Genomic DNA, 22,480 nt, shown 5'->3' with positions numbered 1-22,480 from the left:
ATAGTATATTTGTGGTGTTAAAACAAAAGAACAAAAATTAAAACTTTAAAAATTAATTATTATGAAAGCAAAAAATCAGCTTACAGTAGAGAAATTGAATCAGTTATTAGCAGATTATCAAATTCATTACCAAAACCTGCGCGGTTTACACTGGAACATTAAAGGCCAGTTATTCTTTGCGCTGCACGCCCGTTTCGAAGAATACTACAACCAGGCATCAGAAGTTGTGGATGAAATTGCAGAGCGTATTTTAATGCTGGGAGGCCAGCCTTTGCACACTTTCGAAGACTACACAAAAACGGCAAAACTGGGTGTGGTAGCTAACGTTTCGGAGGCGAAACCAGCTGTAGAAAGTGTTTTGGAAAGCCAGCGTTATTTCCTGAATAGCTTTCACGAAATTCTGGAAGTTGCCGGAGAAAACAACGACGAAGGAACTGCTGCACTAATGAGCGACTGGATTGGACATACTGAAAAAGAAATATGGATGCTGGAATCATTTTTGGCATAACAAAGCAATAGAAAACAGAAACAAAAGCCTCGCAATTTGCGAGGCTTTTTTTCATTTCCTGTATCATTACTAATCATCGATAGCTTGAAATACCAGCTGGCCGAATTTCCAACCAGTAACATCGTTAACCGGCCCCTGAGTTTGTTTCAGAATTATTCCGATTACGTTCTCCCCGGGATCGGCAAAATACTGCGTATTAAAATAACCACCCCAGCTGAAAGTCCCCTCACTTCCCATACCTCCTTTACTCTCTCCTTTTGCTGTTAACAGTCCAAAAGCCAGGCCATATTTGCTATCCGAATCAACCCAAAGATCTCCTATTTGGTTCGAAAGAATAACATCAACGGTTGTACGGCTCAATAAACGAATCCCGTTGTATTCGCCACCATTCAGGTACATTTGCAGAAAAATGGCATAATCTTTTGCGGTGCTCGACAAACCGGCACCTCCCGAAAAAAATGTTTTGGCTCCTTTTACCGGATAATCAGCATCGTAGAAAGTTACCGGATATTTTTGCCATTCGCCATTAACCACCTGCAGAACATCAACTACGCGATCGATATTTTTTTCGGGTTGGTAAAACCAGGTGTCTTCCATTCCAAGCGGATCGAAAATATGTATTTTCAGATACTGATCGAATGGCATTCCCGAAACCACTTCAATGAAATATCCCAACACATCAAGCCCTTCGCAGTATCTGTACTGTGTTCCAGGTTCGCAGTGTAATGGCATTTTAGCCAAATTTTTCACACTCTCTTTAATGGTAATATTTTTTGTAGTGAACAGGTCGGTAACACCAGCCTTTTGGTATAACATCTTAAAACGTTCATCGCTATCGATAATTCCGTAACCAATACCCGAAGTATGTGTCAATAAATGACGAACAGTAATTTCGTTTTTTACAGGAACGCCTGTCCAGGTGGTATCGCTGTAACGGAAATTCGTTAAAACCTGCTGATTTTTAAATTCCGGAATGTATTTTGAGATCGGATCATCCAGCTGAAATTTTCCTTCTTCCCACAACATCATCACCGCCGTTGAAGTAATTGCTTTTGTTTGTGAGGCGATACGAAAAATAGCATCGCGTTTCATTTCATCGCCATTTTCATTGGCAACTCCGTAAGCCTTCCAATGAACGATCTTTCCGTTTCTTGCCACCAGCGAAACAATTCCTGGCAGGTTACCTTTAGCCACTTCCTCTTCACACATTTTATCAATACGAGCCAATCGTTCAGCAGAAATACCGGCACTTTCGGGTGCCGCTTCTACCAGCTTAGACGATTTTAATATTGAACGGGTTTGGGCATCGGATAAGCTAAATAAGAAAAGGGATAGAACAAAAAGTAGTGTAAACTTTTTCATTGATTTAAAATTTTGTAACCCATTACCTACAGCAGATGGGCCGTAATACTTGTTTGTTATTTTATTGTTTCCAAAAATACAAATACTTCAACGGAATAAGCTGACTTATTGTACAAAATACAAACTACGCATTAATTTCTATCTGCATTTTCCTGGTTCCGAGAACAATAAAGATCACAATTCAATATAACTTCGTTAAAACAGCACAGATAAACTATCTCGTTCCAATAGGTTTTCAAGGGCTTGCTACTGCAGCTAATTTGTATGTAGAGCGAAAGGACACTTGCTGCCCTTTCACTCTTATTTATATCCTTTTACGACTATAGCCTTACAACATTTTTCGGGCTTCGCGATCGGGATCATTTTTGGCCTCGCAAACATCATTCAGAATCATCACCTCGCCATTCTCCACCGTAAATTCTGGCCACGCCGGCATAGTTTCGCAATTCGGATTTCCGGTCTTCATAAATGCAAGCAGCGCATCCGACATTTTTTCCGACAATTTACGGGGCCGGGCACCTCCTCCGGTGTGTGTCAGCATCAGGTCGGTGTTGTAAAACCAGAAACAAATATCGAGGCAGTGGAAGGCCCGCATTCGGTTATCAAACAAGGGAGGTTCCCAGCCAAACCAGGCCATATAAACCGGGGCCTGCTGATTACTTTTTGCAGTAGCTGTTTCAACCGCGCCTTTTCGGTTACTGGCAACCAAGGTCATAATCTCAATAGGTTTGGCATCCGGAAATACCTTTGCATAGGCATCGTAAACTTCCGGTGCTTTGTCGCCCAGGCCCCCTCTGAAACCGGCTCGTTCCTTCAACATTTCTTTGGCCTGCTCAGCTGTCATTTTTTCCAGTTCGGGCATGGTACGCGCCATTCCCCACTCGTGAAAAGTAGTACAGATCAGCATTGGCACATCCGAAGAAACACCATTAGCTTCCGAATAAAATGTTCCTTTCGGTATATTTACTCCATCGGCAACAGGGGCAAATCCGATACGTACCAATCCGCTTCCACCTTCTTCTTCACGCATTCTCTCATTGGCTTTATTGGCAATAAGAATGTATTCTTTCCAGGGAATTTCCTGCAATTTATCAACTTCCGAAGGTTTTAAACCGGCTTCTTTCAGTACATATTCTCCGAGCTTTTGCGCATAGCCCTGATTCATGCCCTCGGTGGTTGAACCACTTAACGGAACAGCTTTGTGCACCAAACCTTTTGCAGCAGGCATGGCGGCAAGCGTACAAACTTTGGCACCTCCGCCCGATTGGCCCATAATGGTAACATTCTCAGGGTCGCCACCAAAATTGGCGATGTTCTCGTTCACCCATTCCAATGCGGCTACCATATCAAGCGCACCAACGTTGCCCGAGTGTTTATATTTTTCGCCACCAACACCCGACAGATCAGAAAACCCGATTGGCCCCAGGCGGTGGTTAATCGAGACAAAAACAATATCGCCTTTTCGGCTGAGGTTTTCGCCCATGTAACCGTCTTGCTCAATACCATTTCCGTTGGTGTAACCGCCGCCATGCAACCACACCATAACAGGGCGTTTTTTATCATCCAGAGCCGGTGTCCAAACGTTCAGGCGCAAACAATCTTCGCTTACATCGTCGTAATTCCAATGGTCAACAAACGAAGAATAAGCGTTGGCATAACGGCCATCCATTAACTGCGGAGCGGTATTTCCCCACCACACGGCAGGTTTAATGTCATTCCATGGTTCAGGTTTTTGCGGAGGCATAAAACGGTTTTTGCCACCGGTATCAGCGCCGTAAGGAATGCCTCTGAACTGCGTTATTCCGCGAAGTATAAATCCTTTTACTTTTCCGTACGCCGTGTCGGCAATGGCAATATCGTCGCCAATAAAAAGAACTTGCTCGTCGTCGGCTGCTGCTGTAGATTCAGCGGGGGCTGCACATGAGGCCAGCGGTAATGTTGAAGCCAGTCCAAATCCGGCGGCTCCGGCTCCCATGGTTTGAAAAAAGGTCCTTCTGTTAGTCTTCATAATTTTTTGGTTTTAGTTAAATTGTTAAGATATTATTTAAACAGTAGTGGCACAAATTCCGACAGGTAAATCCGCCAGTTTCGCCAAATGTGACCACCGTTGGTTTCCGTATAGGCATATTTCATTCCCATGCTATTAAGCTTTGCTCTGTATTCTTTATTTGCATCGTACAGGAAATCGGGTTTACCAATCCCTATCCAATAAAGTTTATAAACATTATCCATCTGCTGTTTTAGCGTGCCGTCCATATCATCATAAAACTTTTCCGGTGGCATCTTCGCGGGGCATTAATGCGGCAGAAAATAACCCCACATAATCGAAGGTATTTTCATCGTATCGTGAAATATGGAATGAATGCAGGCCTCCCATTGAAAGGCCTGCAATTACACGATTAGCTTTATCTGCTTTTACGCGATAGTTGCCTTCTACAAACTTTATGATATCCATAAAATTGGCTTTATAGCTTCGGTCCATGGTTTTTGACGCCATAAAATTTGGCTTGTAAAAACCATCATGTCCTTTTCCGGGCGCTGCATCTATCTTTTCTTCATAATTGGGTCGTATTTAAATTTTAGAATTGTATTCACCGTTTTATATTAAATATGATTTGTTTTTGACTACAAACAATGCAATATGTTTAAATGACACATTAAAAATATTCAAAAAAACAGACTTTTATAGAATGATAAAAACCTTCCGGTTAAAAACAAGCTATTCGCCCTCTGCTTCTTCACTAAACAACTGTATAAAGCAGAACCATTTACGCTTTACAGTGCCTCTTTTTTGAACGAAATAACCAGTAGCTCCTTAACATTTTATACACTTTATTTTTACATCTTATACCGTAACATTATCAAAATACCCCCCGGCACGAAACAAATTCTCAGGCATTTTTCGTCATTTCAATCTATTTTTACAGCAGCAATAAAATAAGATTACCTAACCAAAAATCGTTTTTAATGGAACAAAGTTTTTACCAAGGGTTTCACCCTTATTTTAAAAACAGAACAAAATCATAAGTTCAATAATTAAGTTAGTTAGATGTTTTACATGGATTTAAGTTCGGGCAGGTTACACAGGCCTGTCCGAAGCTTAGATCCTCGGAAAACAAAACTGACACAAAAATGAAAATCCCTGTATCCATAGGCGTTTCATGCAAATAATCCATAACTTTAATACAAAACAAATATCTATACAAAATGAAACAACTATTTCTATTCCTGTTCATCGGGATTCTGGCTGTTTCCTGTTCGCAAAAGAATTGGGAAAAAACCCAGGATGCTGTAATTGTTTACCCCCAACAAGCCGGAAAGCAACAGGCGCAGGCCATTAAAATTACACCGGTACACGACGAGATTATTAAAGTATCGGCAAGCGCCACAAAAACTTTTGTCGCGAAGGAAAGCCTTGTTGCACTTCCGCAAAACGAAACAGTACCTTTTACAGTTGAAGAAAATGATGATCACCTGATCATTTCAACCACCAAAACAAAAGTTAAAGTATCAACAGAAACCGGCAAAATCGATTTTCTGGATGAAAACGGAAATCCAATTCTTGAGGAAAAGGAAAACGGTGGAAAATGGTTCGAGCCGATTGAAGTGGATGGCGTAAATGCTTATTCCACGCGCCAGGTTTTCGAATCGTCAAACGATGAAGCCCTCTACGGACTTGGCCAGCACCAGGCCGACGAAATGAACTACAAAGGAAAAAACGAGGAGCTTTTCCAATACAACACAAAAGTATCGGTACCGTTTATTGTTTCAACAAATAACTACGGTTTGCTTTGGGACAACTACTCGCTTTCGCGTTTTGGCGATCCGCGCCCTTACGGACAAATCGATCAGTTTAAACTTTACGATACCGAAGGTAATGAAGGCGGTTTAACTGCTACCTACATCGACAACAACGAAAACAACCACGTTTATACAAGTCGTATTGAATCGACAATTGATTACGAAAACCTGGAAACCATCGAGAATTTCCCTGAAGGCTTCGATTTTAACCAGGCCCGCATAGTTTGGGAAGGCGATATTGAGCCCGAAGAAAGTGGCATCTTCCGTTTTCTGTTGTACTACGCTGGTTACACCAAAATTTGGGTGAACGGCGAACTGATGGCCGACAAATGGCGCACAGCATGGAACCCGTCGGTGGCTAAATTTCAGTACGACATGAAAGCCGGCGAAAAGTACCACGTAAAACTCGACTGGATTCCTGATGGTGGCGTTTCGTACATCGGATTGAAAGCCTTATCGCCGGTTGATCCTGATGCGCAGAACAATATTTCATTCTGGTCTGAAATGGGCGACCAGATCGACTATTTCTTTATGAAAGGAAACAGCATGGACGATGTGATCAGCCGCTACCGCACACTTACCGGGAAAGCGCAGGTAATGCCAAAATGGGCCATGGGTTTCTGGCAAAGTCGCGAGCGCTACAAAACGCAGGAAGAACTGGAAAGTACGTTAAAGGAATTCAGAAAAAGAGAAATTCCTATCGATAATATTGTGCAGGACTGGTCGTACTGGGAAGTTGACAAATGGGGAAGCCACGAGTTCGACAAAGCGCGTTTCCCCGATGCAAAAGGCATGATAGACATGGTGCACGACAACCATGCAAGAATATTAATATCGGTTTGGCCTAAGTTTTATTTAGGAACCGAACACTACAACGAATTTGACCAAAATGGCTGGATGTATAAACAAGCCATTAACGACAGCATTCGCGACTGGATTTATCCGGGGTATATTGGTTCGTTCTACGATGCTTACGATCCGGGAGCCAGAAAATTGTTCTGGGAACAAATTAACGAGCACTTATATTCGCTGGGAATCGACTCGTGGTGGCTGGATGCTACCGAACCCGACATTCTTTCGAATGCAAGCATGGCCTACCGTAAAAAATTAATGAATCCAACTGCGTTAGGATCATCAACGCAATATTTTAACGCCTTTGCACTGATGAACGCCAAAGGAATTTACGAGGGGCAGCGCGAAGAAAACCCGAAAGACCGCGTGTTTATTCTTACCCGGTCGGGGTTTGCCGGCATGCAACGTTACGGAACAACCACCTGGAGTGGCGACATTGGCACCACCTGGGAAGATATGAAAGCGCAAATTTCGGCAGGTATCAATTTCTCCATGTCGGGACTCCCCTACTGGACCATGGACATTGGCGGTTTCTGCGTGCAAAAGAAATTTGAGCGTGCCACCGAAGGCAGCGAAGCCATGAAAGAATGGCGTGAATTAAATACCCGTTGGTACCAGTTTGGTGCATTTGCACCGCTGTTCAGGGTTCACGGCCAGTATCCTTACCGCGAAATTTACAACATTGCGCCTGAAAATCATCCGGCCTACAAATCGATGTTGTACTACAACAAACTGCGTTACCGTTTAATGCCTTACATTTACAGTTTAACCGGTGCCGTTTATCACGACGATTATACCATTATGCGTGGTTTGGCGATGGATTTCGCCGACGACCGCCGCGTACTGAATATTGGCGATCAGTTTATGTTTGGCCAGTCGTTGCTGGTTTGCCCGGTTTACGAATATAAAGCCACAAAACGCGACGTATATTTCCCGAACAATGGTGGCTGGTATAACTTATACACAGGTGAATTCCTGGCCGGCGGCCAAAAGTTAAGCGTTGATGCGCCCTACGAAAGAATGCCGCTGTTTGTGCGCGAAGGATCAATTATTCCTGTTGGACCTGAAATTCAGTACACCGACGAGAAAAAAGGTGCACCGATTGATATTTACGTCTATACAGGAAAAGATGCTTCGTTTAAATTATACGAAGACGAAGGTACAACCTACGCTTACGAAGGTGGAAAATTCAGCACCATTGAATTTACCTATTCAGAAAGTGATAATAGCCTGGTTATTGGCGCACGAAATGGCGAATATCCGGAAATGGTTAAAAACCGCGAATTCCGAATTGTTAAAGTTTCGCGCGATAAACCAGTAGCTATGCTCGGAAAAGCAAGTAATGTTAAATCAGTACAATATCAGGGAAAAGAAATTAAGGTAGAATTATAAACAACAAGATTTAGTTGATTTTCAATTACGGGAAACAGAAATGCCATTCTGTTTCCCGTTTTTATTTTTATGCTTACATTCGCAAGAGTCTGAAACCGGACTTTTTGTATAACCGATTGTAACCTGAAATGAACGCTTTACGGCATAAACTCTTGTTGTTTTTATTCATTGTTAACCTTGCACTATTACCTGTACGAAGCGCTAAGGCCACTTCCATTCCCGGAAACGAGCCTTATAAGTTTATGCACCTTAACATTAACAACGGTTTATCAAATAACGAAATAAGGGCGATAGTAAAAGACCAACAAGGTTTTATGTGGATTGGAACGGCGCAGGGATTAAACCGCTATAATGGCGAAAGTTTTAAAACCTTTCTGCACGATTTTAACGACAGCACCTCGATACCATTTAACGGAATTGAATATTTGTTTGAAGACTTTGACGGCCGTTTGTGGATTCGCTCCTATGCCGAGTTTTCGATTTACGATCCCGTCCTCGAACGCTTTTCTGCACCGGGAAAAAATTACCGGGAAACCAGTATTCCCGTGGCCGGTTTGCATTCGTTATTTACCGATAGCAAAAAAAACACCTGGCTGGTGAATGCCAACTACGGTTTATACAAATACAATCCTTCCAGCCAAACTGTTGATTCCATTCAATTCGTTTCAAAAGTTGACAGACCTGATTACGATAACTCCTTAAGCGATATTGCTGAAGATAGCGCGCACATGATTTGGATTATTTCCCGGGCCGGCGAGCTCTTGCAAATCAACCCGGAAACCCAACAAACCGAGCAGACATTTTTTCTGGGCGATGAAGTGCTGAACGAACACAATAACTTCCGGCTTTTCATCGATTCCGATAACGATATCTGGATTTATTCGCCCGGCCTACCTTATGGCGTGTTCTTTTTTGATCATCAAACCAAAAAAATAAGCAAATATACCCAGTCGTCATCCCCGTTTAAGCTCTCGGCCAATTTGGTTTCGTCGGTTATTGAAGACGATAACGGAGCCATTTGGATCGGTACTGATCACGGCGGAATTAACATCCTTAACAAGCACAACAAAACCATTACCGCTTTACAAAACAATAACCAGAATACATTTGGAATTGCACAAAACAGTATTACCTGCCTGTATCGCGACAACGAAAATATTATTTGGGCCGGCACCTATAAAAAAGGCCTTAGCTATTACCACAAAAACCTTATTCCGTTTAACCACTACCGGTACTCGGCCGAGGTGCCAAACAGCCTGCCCTACAACGATGTAAACTGTTTTGTTGAAGATAATCGGGGCAACCTGTGGATTGGTACAAACGGTGGGGGGTTGATTTATTTCGACCGCAGTAAAAACACCTTCAAAAGCTACCTGCACGATGCCAACAATCCCAACTCCATTAGTGCAAATGTTATTGTTGCGCTGCACATCGACAGCAAAGGAATGCTTTGGACCGGAACCTACCAGGGCGGATTAAACCGTTTTAACGGAACAACGTTTAAACATTACCTGCACAACCCCGACAATCCCGCCTCATTGTCGGATAACCGCGTTTGGTCGGTTTTCGAAGACTCGAAACAAAACCTTTGGATTGGCACATTAAATGGCGGCTTGAACCTTTTTAACCGCGCTGAAGAAACGTTTATTCATTACACAACAAACGAAGTAAACTCGGTAAACTCTAATTTTATCATGTCGATAATGGAAGACAGCGAGCAAAACCTCTGGCTGGGCACTTCCGGCGGGCTTGATGTGTTAAACCTGAACACCAAACGTTTTACACATTACAATGCCGATGCAAAAATACCCGGACAGTTAAGCGACAACAATGCAAACGACATTCACGAAGACCAAAGGGGCTTAATTTGGGCGGCAACTGCGCAAGGTTTAAATGTTTTAAATAAAACACAGGGCACTTTTAAAGTTTATACCGAAGCCGACGGGCTGGCCAATTCAAACATAAAAACCATTCAGGAAGACGAATACGGAAACCTTTGGATTGCCACCTTAAAAGGCATATCAAAAATCAGCATCGAAAATTATGCGCACCAGCTGCCCATTGCAAACCTGGAGGTTGATATCGAGAACTTTGGATTGCACGATGGCCTGCAGGGCAACGAATTTAACCAAAAGGCTGCCTATCGGACACGTTCGGGAGAATTGATTTTCGGTGGGGCCAACGGCTTCAATTTATTTCATCCCGAAGATATTGTGGTACAAACCCCAAACGAAAAAATAGTGCTTACCAATTTCAAAATTTTTAATCAGAATATTGAAGTTAACAAGCCTTTCCATAAGAGGATTATTCTGGACAAATCGGTTACCTACAGCAAGCAAATTACCTTAAAGCATAAAGAGAATGTGTTCTCGGTTGAATTTGCCGCCATCGGCTATTTTCATCCCGAGAAAAACAATTTTCAATACCAACTGAGTGGTTTTAACAACCAGTGGATGGAAGTTAACCGCGGAATGCACGAGCTAACATTCACCAACCTTAATCCCGGCGATTACCAGCTGCGCATCAGGGTAAGCAACGATAATTCCAACTGGCGCGAAATGAGCCCACCTTTAAGCATTAAAATTCTTCCGCCATTTTGGGAAACCGGCTATGCCTACCTGCTTTATTTTTTGCTTATTGCCGCCTTGTTATTTATTACCTGGAAGATTTTGGCCGAACGTCAGCGCCTGAAATTTGAGGCCGAACAAGAACATCGCGAAGCCGAACGAATTCACCAGGTTGACACATTAAAAACCAGATTCTTTACAAATATCAGTCACGAATTTCGCACACCACTTTCACTAATTATCGCGCCCATCGACAAGTTAATTGAAAGCAGTAAAAACGACGACGATAGAAAACACCTTATTTTAATTCAGCGAAACGCCCGCCGGCTAATGGCCATGGTAAACCAGCTGCTCGATTTCAGAAAAATGGAGCTTCAAAAAATTAAAGTAAAAAAAGACTGGGGCGAAATAATCGGCTTTATTCACGAGATTTCAGCGTCGTTTCAAGACCTGATGGAAAGTAAAAATATCGCGTTTCAATTTTCAAGCAGCCACAAAAGCCTTTATACCTATTTTGATCAGGACAAAACCGACAAAATAGTTACCAACCTGCTAAGCAATGCCTGTAAATTCACCAAAAACGGCGGAAAAATAAACGTGGCAATTGAGCTGAATTCATCGGCCGAAAAGCCTGTTTTAACCATAAAAGTTTCGGATACCGGAATTGGGATAGCACCCGAGCAGCAAATGCAAATTTTTAACCGCTTTTACCAAACCGATAATTCGGAAACTGAAATCAACCAGGGCTCGGGAATTGGCCTGTCGATGGTAAAAGAATACCTTACGCTGTTAGGTGGCGATGTAAATGTGGACAGCCAGCTGAATAAAGGAAGTACATTCACTGTTGAAATTCCGGTGGAATTGTTTACCAACGAAGAAATTGCCGCCAACAAGCAGCTTGAAACGACAGAACGCAAAACCTACAAACAGCACACATCAGCAGCAACCGATAAAACTCCGGCTTTCGACCGGGCGAAAAAAACGCTTGCCATTGTTGAAGACAGCTCCGATTTGCGTTTCTATTTAAAAGAGAATTTTAAACATACCTATAACATTATTGAGGCCGAAAACGGCGCTGAAGCCTGGGCGAACTTTGAAAAACAATTGCCCGATATTGTAATTAGCGATGTAATGATGCCCCAAATGAACGGCGTTGAGCTGTGTGCCAAGATAAAATCGAACAGGAAAACCAGTCATATTCCGGTTGTTCTGCTAACGGCAAAAACCGATTCCGCTCCGGTTGTTGAAGGATACAAATCGGGTGCCGATGCCTACCTTACCAAACCTTTTGATTTTAAAGTGCTGGAATCGCGCATTGAGAACCTGCTGCGCTCGCGCGAACAACTGCGTGTTTCGTACCAGTCGATAACAGGTTTAAATCCTGAAAAAATAACGATCGACTCGGAAGACGAGAAATTTATTAAAAAGGCTTTAAAAATTGTTGAAACCAACCTGGCAGAAGCGTCGTTTACCGTTGAAGATTTTGGCGCCGAAATGGGCATGAGCCGCGTAAGTCTTTACAAAAAACTATTGGCTTTAACCGATCGTACACCCATCGAATTTATCCGCGTTATCCGGTTAAAACAAGCTGCTCACCTGCTCGAAACAAGTCAGCTTTCGGTAGCAGAAGTGGCTTATCGTGTTGGATTTAATAACCCGCGCTATTTCTCGAAGTATTTCTCGCAAGAATATGAAATGCTACCATCGGAATATATTGAGAAAAACCGCAAGACCACAAACGATCTGTCAGATGATGTAAAAGACAAATTTTCTTAGTGAAAGGCAAAAGCCTAAAAACAACTGTCATCTCGAAGCGCAGCGAGAGATCGTTTACAAGTTCTCAGTCGCAGTTTTCAGATTTACAATTCAAAAGTATTAATCACAGAGTTTTCCCATTTACGCATTAAAGCATTTCGGCATTCATGCATTCAAACCTTCAGTCCTTCAATCCCTCTGTCCTTCAATCCCTCTGTCCTTCAGTCCTTACAAAAAATCCTCTCTCATCGGGCTAAAAACATCGATCAGAATTCCCGGCTCCAAACAAAGCGCTCCGTGTAACATATTGGGCTCTATGTATAAACCATCGCCGGGCTCAACAATTACTTTTTCGCCAGCCATGGTAAATTCAAACTTACCGCTTTCGCAATAAGTAGTTTGCGAATGAAAATGCGAATGTTCGGCACCAACGGCACCCTTCTCGAATTTTACTTTTACCATCATAATCTGGTTATCCCAGCCCATGATCTGGCGCGCCATGCCATTGCCAAGGTCTTCCCAGCGTTTACTGCTTCTTAATACTTTCTCGCTTGCCATAATCTATCGCTAATATTTAAAATAGTTGACCACACAAAACTAACAGATTTCCGGTACTGTTTTTAATTTTGAGCACCTACAAAACCATGCTATTGTACTTTTTATAAATGCAAAATATTTGATTATATTTCCACCTGTTTCACATTGGACGCATTAAATGTTGGTTGCGCTAAGTCCAATGTTCGTTGCAAAACTGATCGATAAAATGAATTACACATTAAATCAAAAACTTACTCTGTTTCTGTTAGTCATTTTCATTTTTACAACAGGAAAAATACAGGCACAGGCCGAGCTTAGTTTCGATATTTTTACACTTGAAGATGGTTTGCCCAATAACCAGATACAGTGTGTTTACCAGGATCACAAAGGCTGGATTTGGATTGGAACCAGCCAGGGCCTTAGCCGGTTTAGCGGTTATAATTTTACCAACTTTTTGCCCGATTCGGAAGACTCATGTTCCCTGAGCGGACACCTCATCAGGGTAATAAAAGAAGACGCTAAAGGAAATCTGCTGGTTGGTACCGAAAATGGCGGACTAAATATTTTCGATCGTGAAAAAGAAATTTTTTCGCAGCCCTTTAAATACGATCCGGTTTATGGCGATAAAGATTTTTCGGTGAACGACATTGTTGAAAATCCCGACGGCTCGTTTTGGCTGGCCAGCGATTTTAACGTGCTGAAAATGGACAGCACGGGAATGATTACACCGCTCAATCCGATAAAAGGAAAAGAAACTGCAGGCATCGAAGAAGTTTTTATCCGCAACCTGGCTTACGATAACCAGGATAATTTGTGGATCGGAACAAACAATGGCGTGTATATTTACAACAAACATACTAATACGCTCGAACGCTTTGAACTCCCTTTCGGATCGGCACAAAACAAAGAAATTTGGGAACTGTTTTTGGATAACGACGGCGACCTTTGGATCGGAACCTATTCAATCGGTTTGTTTATTGTAAACACCAGCACAAAAAAGCTCAACAAAATAAACCTTAAGCCTGCTGCCGAACGCACCGAAACCATAAAAGCCATTTCAAAAGGCGTGTTTGGCGATTACTGGATAGGCACCCGTGGAGGACTTTTTCTTTATTCTAAAAAAAGCGGTGTAAAAGGTTTTTACCGGCACAACATTCAGGAACCGCGCAGCCTTTCCAACAATTCTGTGCTCAGCATTTTTCACGATAACAAAGGAGAAACTTGGATTGGAACGCGTGGAGGATTAAACCTGCTGGCCAGAAGCAAACAGGTTTTTCATAGTTTTACGGCTCAACCCGACGATAACCGTTACCTCAACAGCAGCGCCATTTATACTTTCTGGATGGATAAAAGCGGCCGGCTTTGGTGCGGTACCGAAGATGGGGGAATTAATATCTACAATCCGAAAACCGGAACCTACCAATACCTGACAACCGAAGGAGAACCGGGATACACCATTGCACAAAACTGTGTTAAAGCCCTGGCTCCTGATAATAAGGGAAATCTTTGGGTGGCAACTTTTCTTGGTGGCATTGACATAATCGATCTGGCAACCGGAAAAATAAAAAACCATCGTCACCAGGCCAATGTTCCCGGAAGTTTATCCGACAACCGGGTGTGGGATATTTGCATCGACGAAAACGAGCAAATCTGGATCGCCTCTTCGAAAGGAATTGATCGCTTCGATAAAAAAACAAACCTGTTTCTTCATTATCCGCAGTTAAACGGAAACGAGCAAATTACATGGATCGATAACGATTCGCAGGGAAATCTGTGGATGGGAAGTGATGATGAGCTAATCGTTTTTAACCAGCAAACTAACAAAATAAACCGTTGGTTCGAGCGTACACGCCACATGTTCGAGGATTCGCAGAACCAGATTTGGATTGCCACAAACGACAAAGGACTAGCCAAATACTCGGCCCATAGTGGTGCGCTGAAATACTACGGCGAAGAAGAAGGGCTGGCCAACAACCAGGCACTCTGCATTTTGGAAGACGACGATAAAAATTTGTGGATAAGCACCTTAAACGGGCTCTCGAAATTTAATCCGGGAACCGAAATTTTTCACAACTACACCAGCAACGATGGCCTCGGGAACAACCAGTTTTGTTACGGAGCCGCATTAAAAGCCGACGACGGAGCACTTTTCTTTGGTACCGTTTCCGGTTTTAACGTTTTTAATCCGAACGAGATTAATGCCGAAGACACGGATGTTCCACTGGTTTTTACCGATTTGAAAGTGTTTAATAAATCGGTTCCGATTGATAACGACAAAAAGGCAATTTTACCGCAAAGTATTACCGAAACAAAACACCTTACGTTTAACCACAAACAAAATGTATTTACCCTTGAGTTTGCCGCGCTGAATTACGTAAACAGCGAAAACAACCTGTACACCTACAAACTTGAAGGTTTTAACACCAACTGGATCGAACCGAGTAAAAACCGCACAGCCACCTACACCAACCTGAATCCCGGTGATTATACCCTTCGCATAAAACGTGTAATTCCGGGGCAGGAGCGCGAAAGCAACGAGCTGCAACTGGCCATTTCCATTTTACCACCATTCTGGAAAACCAACTGGTTCCTGGGGCTGATTATCTTGCTGATCATTTCACTTATTTACACCATAATCCAGTTTTTCATCAATCGTGAAAAAATAAAATCGCAGTTAATCATTGAGCGTTCGAATGCAAAAAAACTGCATGAGATAGATATGATGAAACTGAAGTTTTTTACTAATATTTCGCACGAAATACGTACACCTTTAACACTTATTTTGGGGCCGCTTAATAAAATGATCCAATCAAAAACGCTGGACGGATCAACCAAAGAGAACCTGCATTTAATGCAGCGAAATGCACAAAACCTCGACCGGCTTATCAGTCAGTTACTGGATTTCAGGAAATTACAATCGGGGAATTTGAAACTGAACCTTACTGAAGCCGACATCGTTAGTTTTGTTCGCAATATTGTTGAATCGTTTAACCATTACGCCATTGAAAAAGACATAAAACTCACTTTTAACACGCTGAAAAAAAGACTGTTTGTGTCGTTCGATCCGGACAAGATCGAGAAAATTATTAATAACCTGCTAACCAATGCTTTTAAATACACCGAAGCACAGGGATCGGTAACGGTAAACCTCTCGTTGGTTTTCGACTCGGAGAATGAGGATTTTAGCGACGAAAGCGAAGAGAAACAATACATTGAGATCAACATTAAAGATACCGGAAAAGGCATCTCGCGGAAAAATATCGACCGTATTTTTATGCGTTTTTTCCAGTCGGATGAAACCGATGCCAAAACCGGCGCGGGCATTGGGCTTGCTCTCGTTAAAGACCTGGTAAAATTACACAAAGGTGAAATTTTTGTTACCAGCAAAGAGGGTAAAGGAACACGTTTTACCATTCGCATTCCGTACAACGAAGGAACTGAAAGCAATAAAACCATTGCACCGGAAGTAACAACCAGTGTTCAGGAAATTAATCCGGCACCGGAAACGGCAACCGTTCAACCTACCGACGAAAATTCAAAAATTATGCTGATTGTAGAAGATAATGCCGACGTTCGCCAGTTTATCAGTTCGCATTTTATGAACTTCTACCAGATTCACCAGGCAGTAAACGGTAAAGAAGGTTGGGAGAAAGCGCTGGAAGTGGTTCCCGATATAATTATCAGCGACATTATTATGCCCGAATCGGATGGTTACGAGTTGTGCAAACGAATAAAAAACGACGAACGAACTTCGCATATTCCGGTGCTTTTACTCACCGCCATGCACTCGAAAGACCATGAGTTAAGAGGCTTAGCCAAAGGTGCTGACGATTACATAACAAAACCATTCGACCTGTCGGTGTTGCAGGCCAAAGTGGAAAATATGCTTTCTATCCGCGATTCGCTGAAAGAAAAATACACCTCAACAATGGTGCTCGAACCTACTAACGTAGTGCTGGCATCGCCCGACGAGAAATTCCTGAAACGTGTAGTTGATGTGATAGAAGAAAATATTGCCGACAGCGAACTGGATATCGAGAATTTTGCATTAAAAGTTGGAGTGAGCCGCATGCAACTGTACCGCAAATTGAATGCACTTACCAACATGACCGTAAAAGAGTTCATCCGTCATATCCGCTTAAAACGAGCTACCCAATTGCTCGAACAGCAAAAGCTGAATATTTCGGAAGTTGCCTATCAGGTTGGCTTCAAAGATCTCTCCCATTTCCGCAAATGTTTTAAGCGCGAATTTGGTATGAGTGCCTCGGAATATCTTACAAATAAGAAAGTAGAAACAAGCCAGCCAAACGAACGCTAATACACTAAGCCACAACACAATACCACAACACATGTTAATCATCTGACTTTATGACCGAGAAATTTATCCCGCCATTTGGGAAATTTTGCCCTTATCGGGAAGGCGCCCATTTTATATTGGGAAATACCGCCAATTTGTTTTGCGGCGCCTACACTATCTTGCACATTGAAATTGAACGCCTAACTAAATGAGTAAGATCAAACGAAAATTGAAAAAAACTGACGGGATGATCATCATCGCTACGATCGTCCTTATCATTCTGATCATAATCCTGATCAATCTCATTTTTAAATAAGCCGGATAATTCGTGGTGTTGAAACCAAATAAAAATTCTATAATAACCTAAAATGTGAAGTATGGTAAATCTTAAACGAAAAAGTCGGAGTCTGCACTTAAGCAAGTTTCTTGCTATTGCAGCTTTGATTATGTTTCAAACAGTTCTTTCTTTTACCGCCTGGTCGCAAACCATTGCAGTAAAAGGGAATGTAACCGACCAGGATTCCGGAGAAGGGCTTCCCGGAGTTAATGTTGTTGTAAAAGGAACTACCAACGGTACAATTACCCAGCCAGATGGTTCCTATGAACTTAACGTAAGCCCAACCGCCACATTACAGTTTTCTTTTATCGGATATACAATCCAGGAGGTTCCTGTAAATAACCAAACCGAAATAAATGTTGCGCTTGAAATGGAGGCAACAGAACTGGAAGAAGTGGTGGCAATTGGTTACGGTACCGTAAAGAAAAGAGACATTACCGGATCGGTATCATCGGTAAGTGGTGAAGCGCTGGAAGCCATTCCGGTTACTTCGGCTGCCGAAGCAATGGCCGGACAAATGGCCGGTGTGCAGGTAATGGCCACTGAAGGATCGCCTGACGCCGAAATTAAAATCCGTGTTCGAGGTGGCGGTTCTATCACTCAGGACAACTCGCCAATGTATATTGTTGATGGATTTCCGGTGAGTACAATATCGGATATTCCTGCCTCCGAAATTCAATCGATCGACGTGTTGAAAGATGCATCGTCAACCGCAATTTACGGAGCACGTGGTGCAAACGGTGTAATTATTATTACCACTAAAAGCGGAAAAACAGGAAAAGTATCAGTGAGCTACAACATGTACAGTGGTTTTAAAAATATTGCCAATACACTTAACACGTTAAGTGTTGAAGACTTTGTACACTGGCAGTACGAACTTGCCAATTTACGCAACGAAGAAAACAACCTGCAATCGTACGAACGGTATTTTGGTAAATACCAGGATATCGATTTATATGCAGGACAAGTGGGTAACGACTGGATGGAACAGGTTTATGGCCGTACCGGACGCGTTTTTAACCACGATTTAAGTGTTCGCGGAGGATCGGAAAAATTTGCCTACAATTTCAGTTACGCCGGTGTTAAAAATCGCGAAATCATGTTAGGATCGGATTATAAACGTGATAATGTGAACTTTAAATTAGATCACAACCCGGCTGACAATGTGAAGCTATCTTACTCGATGCGTTACGCGCAGACAAAAATTGGAGGTGGTGGTGCCATCGAGCAAACCACAGCTACTCCAACCGATTCGCGTGTAAAACACTCCATGATCTACTCTCCTATTCCATTGAACGGACTGGAAGATTATGCCGATGAAGAAGTTTCAAGTTATATGATCAACCCATTGACTGCTGTTGCTGATAACGATCAGGAGCAGAGAAGAACCACTCTGAATTTGGGTGCAAGTTTCCAGTGGGACATTATCGACGGTTTAACTTTTAAAACTGAAGTGGGTTACCAAACCTACGACCTCGATCGCGATCGTTTTTACGGACCAAGTACCTACTACGTAAAAAACTACACCGACGCCGATTACCAGGGTTTACCGGCTGCCGAAATGGAAAAACGCAAACAGGAAACGTTCAGGAATACAAATACACTGAATTTCGACTTTAAAAACATTATTAATAATGAAGACCACAGCGTGAAGTTACTGGCAGGTCAGGAAATACTTTACGGAAAATCGAGCACACTTACCGATATCGTTCAGGGATACCCGTCATTCTTTACTTCAAGCGAAGTATTTCGTTTAACAACGCAAGGCGTTCCGTTAAGTATCGATAATGAAATCAGTGCCGACAATAAACTGCTGTCGTTTTTTGGTCGTGCCAATTACGATTACAAAGGAAAATACCTCGTTTCTGCAACATTCAGGGCCGACGGTTCAAGTAAATTTGCCGAAGGTAACCGCTGGGGCTATTTCCCATCGGCAGCTGTTGCATGGCGCATCTCGGAAGAAAGCTTTATGGAAGGCCTATCTTCAACACTCAGCAACTTAAAACTAAGAGTGAGCTACGGTACCGCCGGTAACAACAATATTGTATCGGGGCAAATGGTACAGGAATTCAGTTCCAGCAATACCACTTACATTAATGATGTATCGGGGTACTGGGCAGTTTCATCGCGGATGGCGAATCCCGATCTGATTTGGGAAACAACCGTAACCCGAAACGTTGGTCTCGATTTTGGCTTGTTCAACAACCGTTTGAGCGGAACTGTGGAAACTTATTTGAATACTACTTCCGATTTGTTGATCGACTTCCCGGTATCGGGAACAGGTTACAGCTCGCAATTCAGAAACATGGGTGAAACCGAAAACAAAGGTATCGAGGCCTCAATTAACTGGGTAGCCGTTGATAAAAAGGATTTCGGACTGAACTTCGGCTTTAATTTCGGAATGAACAAGAATAAAATTAAGTCGCTCGGAATTATGGAAGACTTTGGCGTGGCATCAGGCTGGGCCTCTACCGAAATTGGTACCGATTACTGGATCGAACAGGGAAGTCCGGTTGGCCAGATTCGCGGTTACCTCTCTGACGGCAGGTACGAAGTTTCCGATTTCCAGGGCTACGACGCAGATGCCAATGAGTGGATTTTAAAAGATGGCGTTGCCGACAATACCAGCATTATAGGTACCGTTCGTCCGGGATCGATGAAACTGAAAGATATTACCGGCGACGGCGAAGTTACCGTTGACGATAATACCATTATCGGCGATGTCAATCCAAAAGCTACAGGTGGTTTTAACTTGTCGGCTCGTGTTTACGACTTCGATCTTTCGGCCATTTTTAGCTGGAGTGTTGGAAACGACGTTTACAACGCCAACAAAATCGAGTACACATCAACAAGTAGATATCCTTACCGAAATATGATCGATATTATGGCCGACGGAAAACGCTGGACCAACATCGACGAAAGCGGACAGCTGGTAAACGATCCGGCAACATTAGAAGCCATGAATGCCAATACCACAATGTGGTCGCCATACATGGATAGATATGTTCTTAGCGACTGGGCTGTTGAAGATGGCTCGTTCCTGCGACTGAATACGTTAACATTGGGATACACAGTTCCTAAGGTACTTACTAGAAAAGTACATATTGAAAATTTAAGGTTGTACGCCACAGCCAACAATGTATTTGTTCTTACCAATTATTCTGGATTTGATCCTGAGGTTTCAACTCGACGAAAAACACCACTTACACCAGGTGTTGATTACTCGCCTTACCCAAAAAGCAGACAATTCATTTTTGGTTTAAACATTAACTTTTAATTGAAACTACGATGAAAATGAATAAAATAGCATATATAACGATATTATTTTTCGCGGTGGTTTTCACCTCATGCGATGAATACCTTGATGCTCCTACGCAATCAACAATGGATGAATCGTTGATCTTCTCGAACGTTGAGTTGGCGCAGGGAGCCATCGATGGAATTAAAGAACCGATGGGACAAACCAACTCGTATCGTGGTCGATTTCTTACCCACTACGGTTCGAACACCGATATTGAGTGGAACAACTCAACCTCTGAAAATGCCCGTGGCGATTTGTCGCGTTACGTAAATTCACCAACCAACTCGGATATGAACCGTGATAACGTATACTGGGCAATGTTGTACCGCGGAATTGAGCGTGCCAACATTTGTATCAGAGGACTGCGCACATACGGAAATCCTGAGCCGGGAACTGCAATGGGTCAACTTTTGGGTGAAGCGATTACTTTGCGGTCGATTTACTACGCTGACCTGTTAAAATCGCATGGCGATATTGTAGCCCGTTTCGAGCCTATTTCTTCTGAAACGATTTACTTACCAAAATCGAACAGAGACGAGATTTACAAGCATGTAATTGCCGATTTGGAAGAGGCTGCAACGTTGGTAGCCTGGCCGGGCGAAACCGAAGCAACTGCCACCACCGAGCAGGTGAACAAAGCATTTGTAAAAGGTTTGCGCGCACGTTTATGCATGGCAGCAGCCGGATATTCACAACGCGGAAGTTCTATCAGCAGAAGTTCTGATCCTGAACTATCGGTAAGCACTTTGTATCCAATCGCTTTGCAGGAATGTAAAGACATTATAAACAGTGGAACGGCATCGCTCGAGCCTTCTTTCGAAACCGTTTGGCGGAAGAACTGCGAAGAGGTAATTACTGCTGGCAGCGAGTCGCTTTGGGAAGTACCGTTTGCCGAAGGTCGCGGACGCCATTTATTTACTTACGCCGTGCGTCACCAGGCAGCCGACCAATACACCGGTCAGCCACGCGGAGGTAGCTACGGTCCTACTCCAAATGTATTTTACGATTTCGATGCTAAAGACACCCGCCGCGATGTAACTTGTGTTCCTTACAGCTGGAGTAAATCAAATCCTGCCGTTCAGGAACTGATGGGAATTGATACCTGGTATTTCGGAAAATGGCGTTACGAGTGGATGACTCGTTACGTAACATCAACCAACGACGATGGTGTAAACAAAATTTACATGCGTTATGCCGAGGTTATTTTAATGGCCGCCGAAATTGAAAATGAATTGAACGGTCCTTCAGCAGCAGCACCTTATTTAAAAATGATTCGCCAAAGAGCGTTTAATGAAGAAGACTGGTCGACAAAAGTTGATGCTTATGTTGATGCTCTGAATTCAAAAGAAGCGATGTTTAACGCCATTGTTGATGAACATGGTTTTGAGTTATGTGGCGAAATGGAACGCAAACAGGCACTTATCCGTTGGAATTTGCTGAAATCGAAAATGGACGAAACAAAACAGAAAATGGACGACCTGCGTAACCGCACCGGTGAATATGCCGATGTTCCGTCAAAAATTTACTACAACTACCTGCCCGATGGCGAAACGCTCGATTTTTACGGACTGGAAAGAGGCGAAACCGACGATATGCTGACCGAATACGATTACGCAGAAAACTGGGCCGGACCAGATCAGCTTGAAGACGACAAGATCAATTCGCTCTATACCAACGATCCTGACCAAAACCAGTACTGGCCAATTTGGCAGGTGTTTATTGATGCAAGTAACGGGATGTTGAACAACGACCCGGTTAACTAAAATCGTTT

Annotated in this window: 11 protein-coding genes; 6 read left to right on the top strand and 5 right to left on the bottom strand. The window is 42.9% G+C overall.

Annotated elements, in window-relative coordinates:
* Positions 1-61 precede the first annotated feature (61 nt).
* Positions 62-508 carry a Dps family protein gene (locus BMW53_RS07535; protein WP_038554344.1) on the top strand — a complete coding sequence of 149 codons (447 nt, stop codon included), beginning with the start codon at positions 62-64 and terminating at the stop codon, positions 506-508.
* A gap of 69 nt (positions 509-577) precedes the next feature.
* Here BMW53_RS07535 and BMW53_RS07530 read toward each other — a convergent pair whose 3' ends face one another.
* From BMW53_RS07530 to BMW53_RS21255, 4 genes are all read right to left on the bottom strand, one after another.
* Positions 578-1,870, bottom strand: coding sequence for a serine hydrolase domain-containing protein (locus tag BMW53_RS07530; protein ID WP_074780436.1), 1,293 nt, complete (start codon positions 1,868-1,870; stop codon positions 578-580).
* 328 nt (positions 1,871-2,198) lie between these two features.
* The gene (locus BMW53_RS07525) at positions 2,199-3,878 is read right to left on the bottom strand and encodes a carboxylesterase/lipase family protein (RefSeq protein WP_038554347.1); all 1,680 of its coding nucleotides are present in this window, start codon (positions 3,876-3,878) and stop codon (positions 2,199-2,201) included.
* 32 nt (positions 3,879-3,910) lie between these two features.
* Positions 3,911-4,153: a hypothetical protein gene (locus BMW53_RS21260; protein ID WP_245749020.1), complete on the bottom strand. Its 243-nt coding sequence runs from the start codon at positions 4,151-4,153 to the stop codon at positions 3,911-3,913.
* Positions 4,131-4,352, bottom strand: a complete 222-nt coding sequence (locus BMW53_RS21255; protein ID WP_245749019.1) for an alpha/beta hydrolase-fold protein — start codon at positions 4,350-4,352, stop codon at positions 4,131-4,133. The genes BMW53_RS21260 and BMW53_RS21255 overlap by 23 nt, the downstream gene beginning before the upstream one ends.
* 725 nt (positions 4,353-5,077) lie before the next feature.
* On the opposite strand from BMW53_RS21255, the gene BMW53_RS07515 reads away from it, so the two are divergent.
* Both BMW53_RS07515 and BMW53_RS07510 read left to right on the top strand, forming a co-directional pair.
* Positions 5,078-7,915: a TIM-barrel domain-containing protein gene (locus tag BMW53_RS07515; protein WP_038554350.1), complete on the top strand. Its 2,838-nt coding sequence runs from the start codon at positions 5,078-5,080 to the stop codon at positions 7,913-7,915.
* A 152-nt stretch (positions 7,916-8,067) separates the two neighbouring features.
* Entirely contained in the window at positions 8,068-12,258 is a 4,191-nt protein-coding gene (locus BMW53_RS07510; RefSeq protein WP_168136375.1) for a two-component regulator propeller domain-containing protein, read from the top strand.
* Positions 12,259-12,465: 207 nt separating this feature from the next.
* On the opposite strand, the gene BMW53_RS07505 is transcribed toward BMW53_RS07510, so the two are convergent.
* Positions 12,466-12,795: a cupin domain-containing protein gene (locus tag BMW53_RS07505; protein ID WP_038554357.1), complete on the bottom strand. Its 330-nt coding sequence runs from the start codon at positions 12,793-12,795 to the stop codon at positions 12,466-12,468.
* A 205-nt stretch (positions 12,796-13,000) separates the two neighbouring features.
* Here BMW53_RS07505 and BMW53_RS07500 point away from each other — a divergent pair, with 205 nt between their 5' ends.
* From BMW53_RS07500 to BMW53_RS07490, 3 genes are all read left to right on the top strand, one after another.
* Positions 13,001-17,092: a hybrid sensor histidine kinase/response regulator transcription factor gene (locus tag BMW53_RS07500; protein WP_175463507.1), complete on the top strand. Its 4,092-nt coding sequence runs from the start codon at positions 13,001-13,003 to the stop codon at positions 17,090-17,092.
* Between the two features lie 356 nt (positions 17,093-17,448).
* Complete coding sequence (locus tag BMW53_RS07495; RefSeq protein ID WP_081804730.1) at positions 17,449-20,685, top strand: SusC/RagA family TonB-linked outer membrane protein; 3,237 nt, start codon at positions 17,449-17,451, stop codon at positions 20,683-20,685.
* Between the two features lie 17 nt (positions 20,686-20,702).
* A complete protein-coding gene (locus BMW53_RS07490) occupies positions 20,703-22,472 on the top strand; it encodes a RagB/SusD family nutrient uptake outer membrane protein (protein ID WP_038563475.1) in 1,770 nt (589 codons plus the stop codon).
* Positions 22,473-22,480 lie beyond the last annotated feature (8 nt).

It is taken from the genome of Draconibacterium orientale (assembly GCF_900111425.1).
Taxonomy (GTDB): Bacteria; Bacteroidota; Bacteroidia; order Bacteroidales; family Prolixibacteraceae; genus Draconibacterium; species Draconibacterium orientale.
The sequence above is the reverse complement of the archived record's forward strand: the minus strand, read 5'-3'. Positions and strand labels throughout refer to the sequence as shown.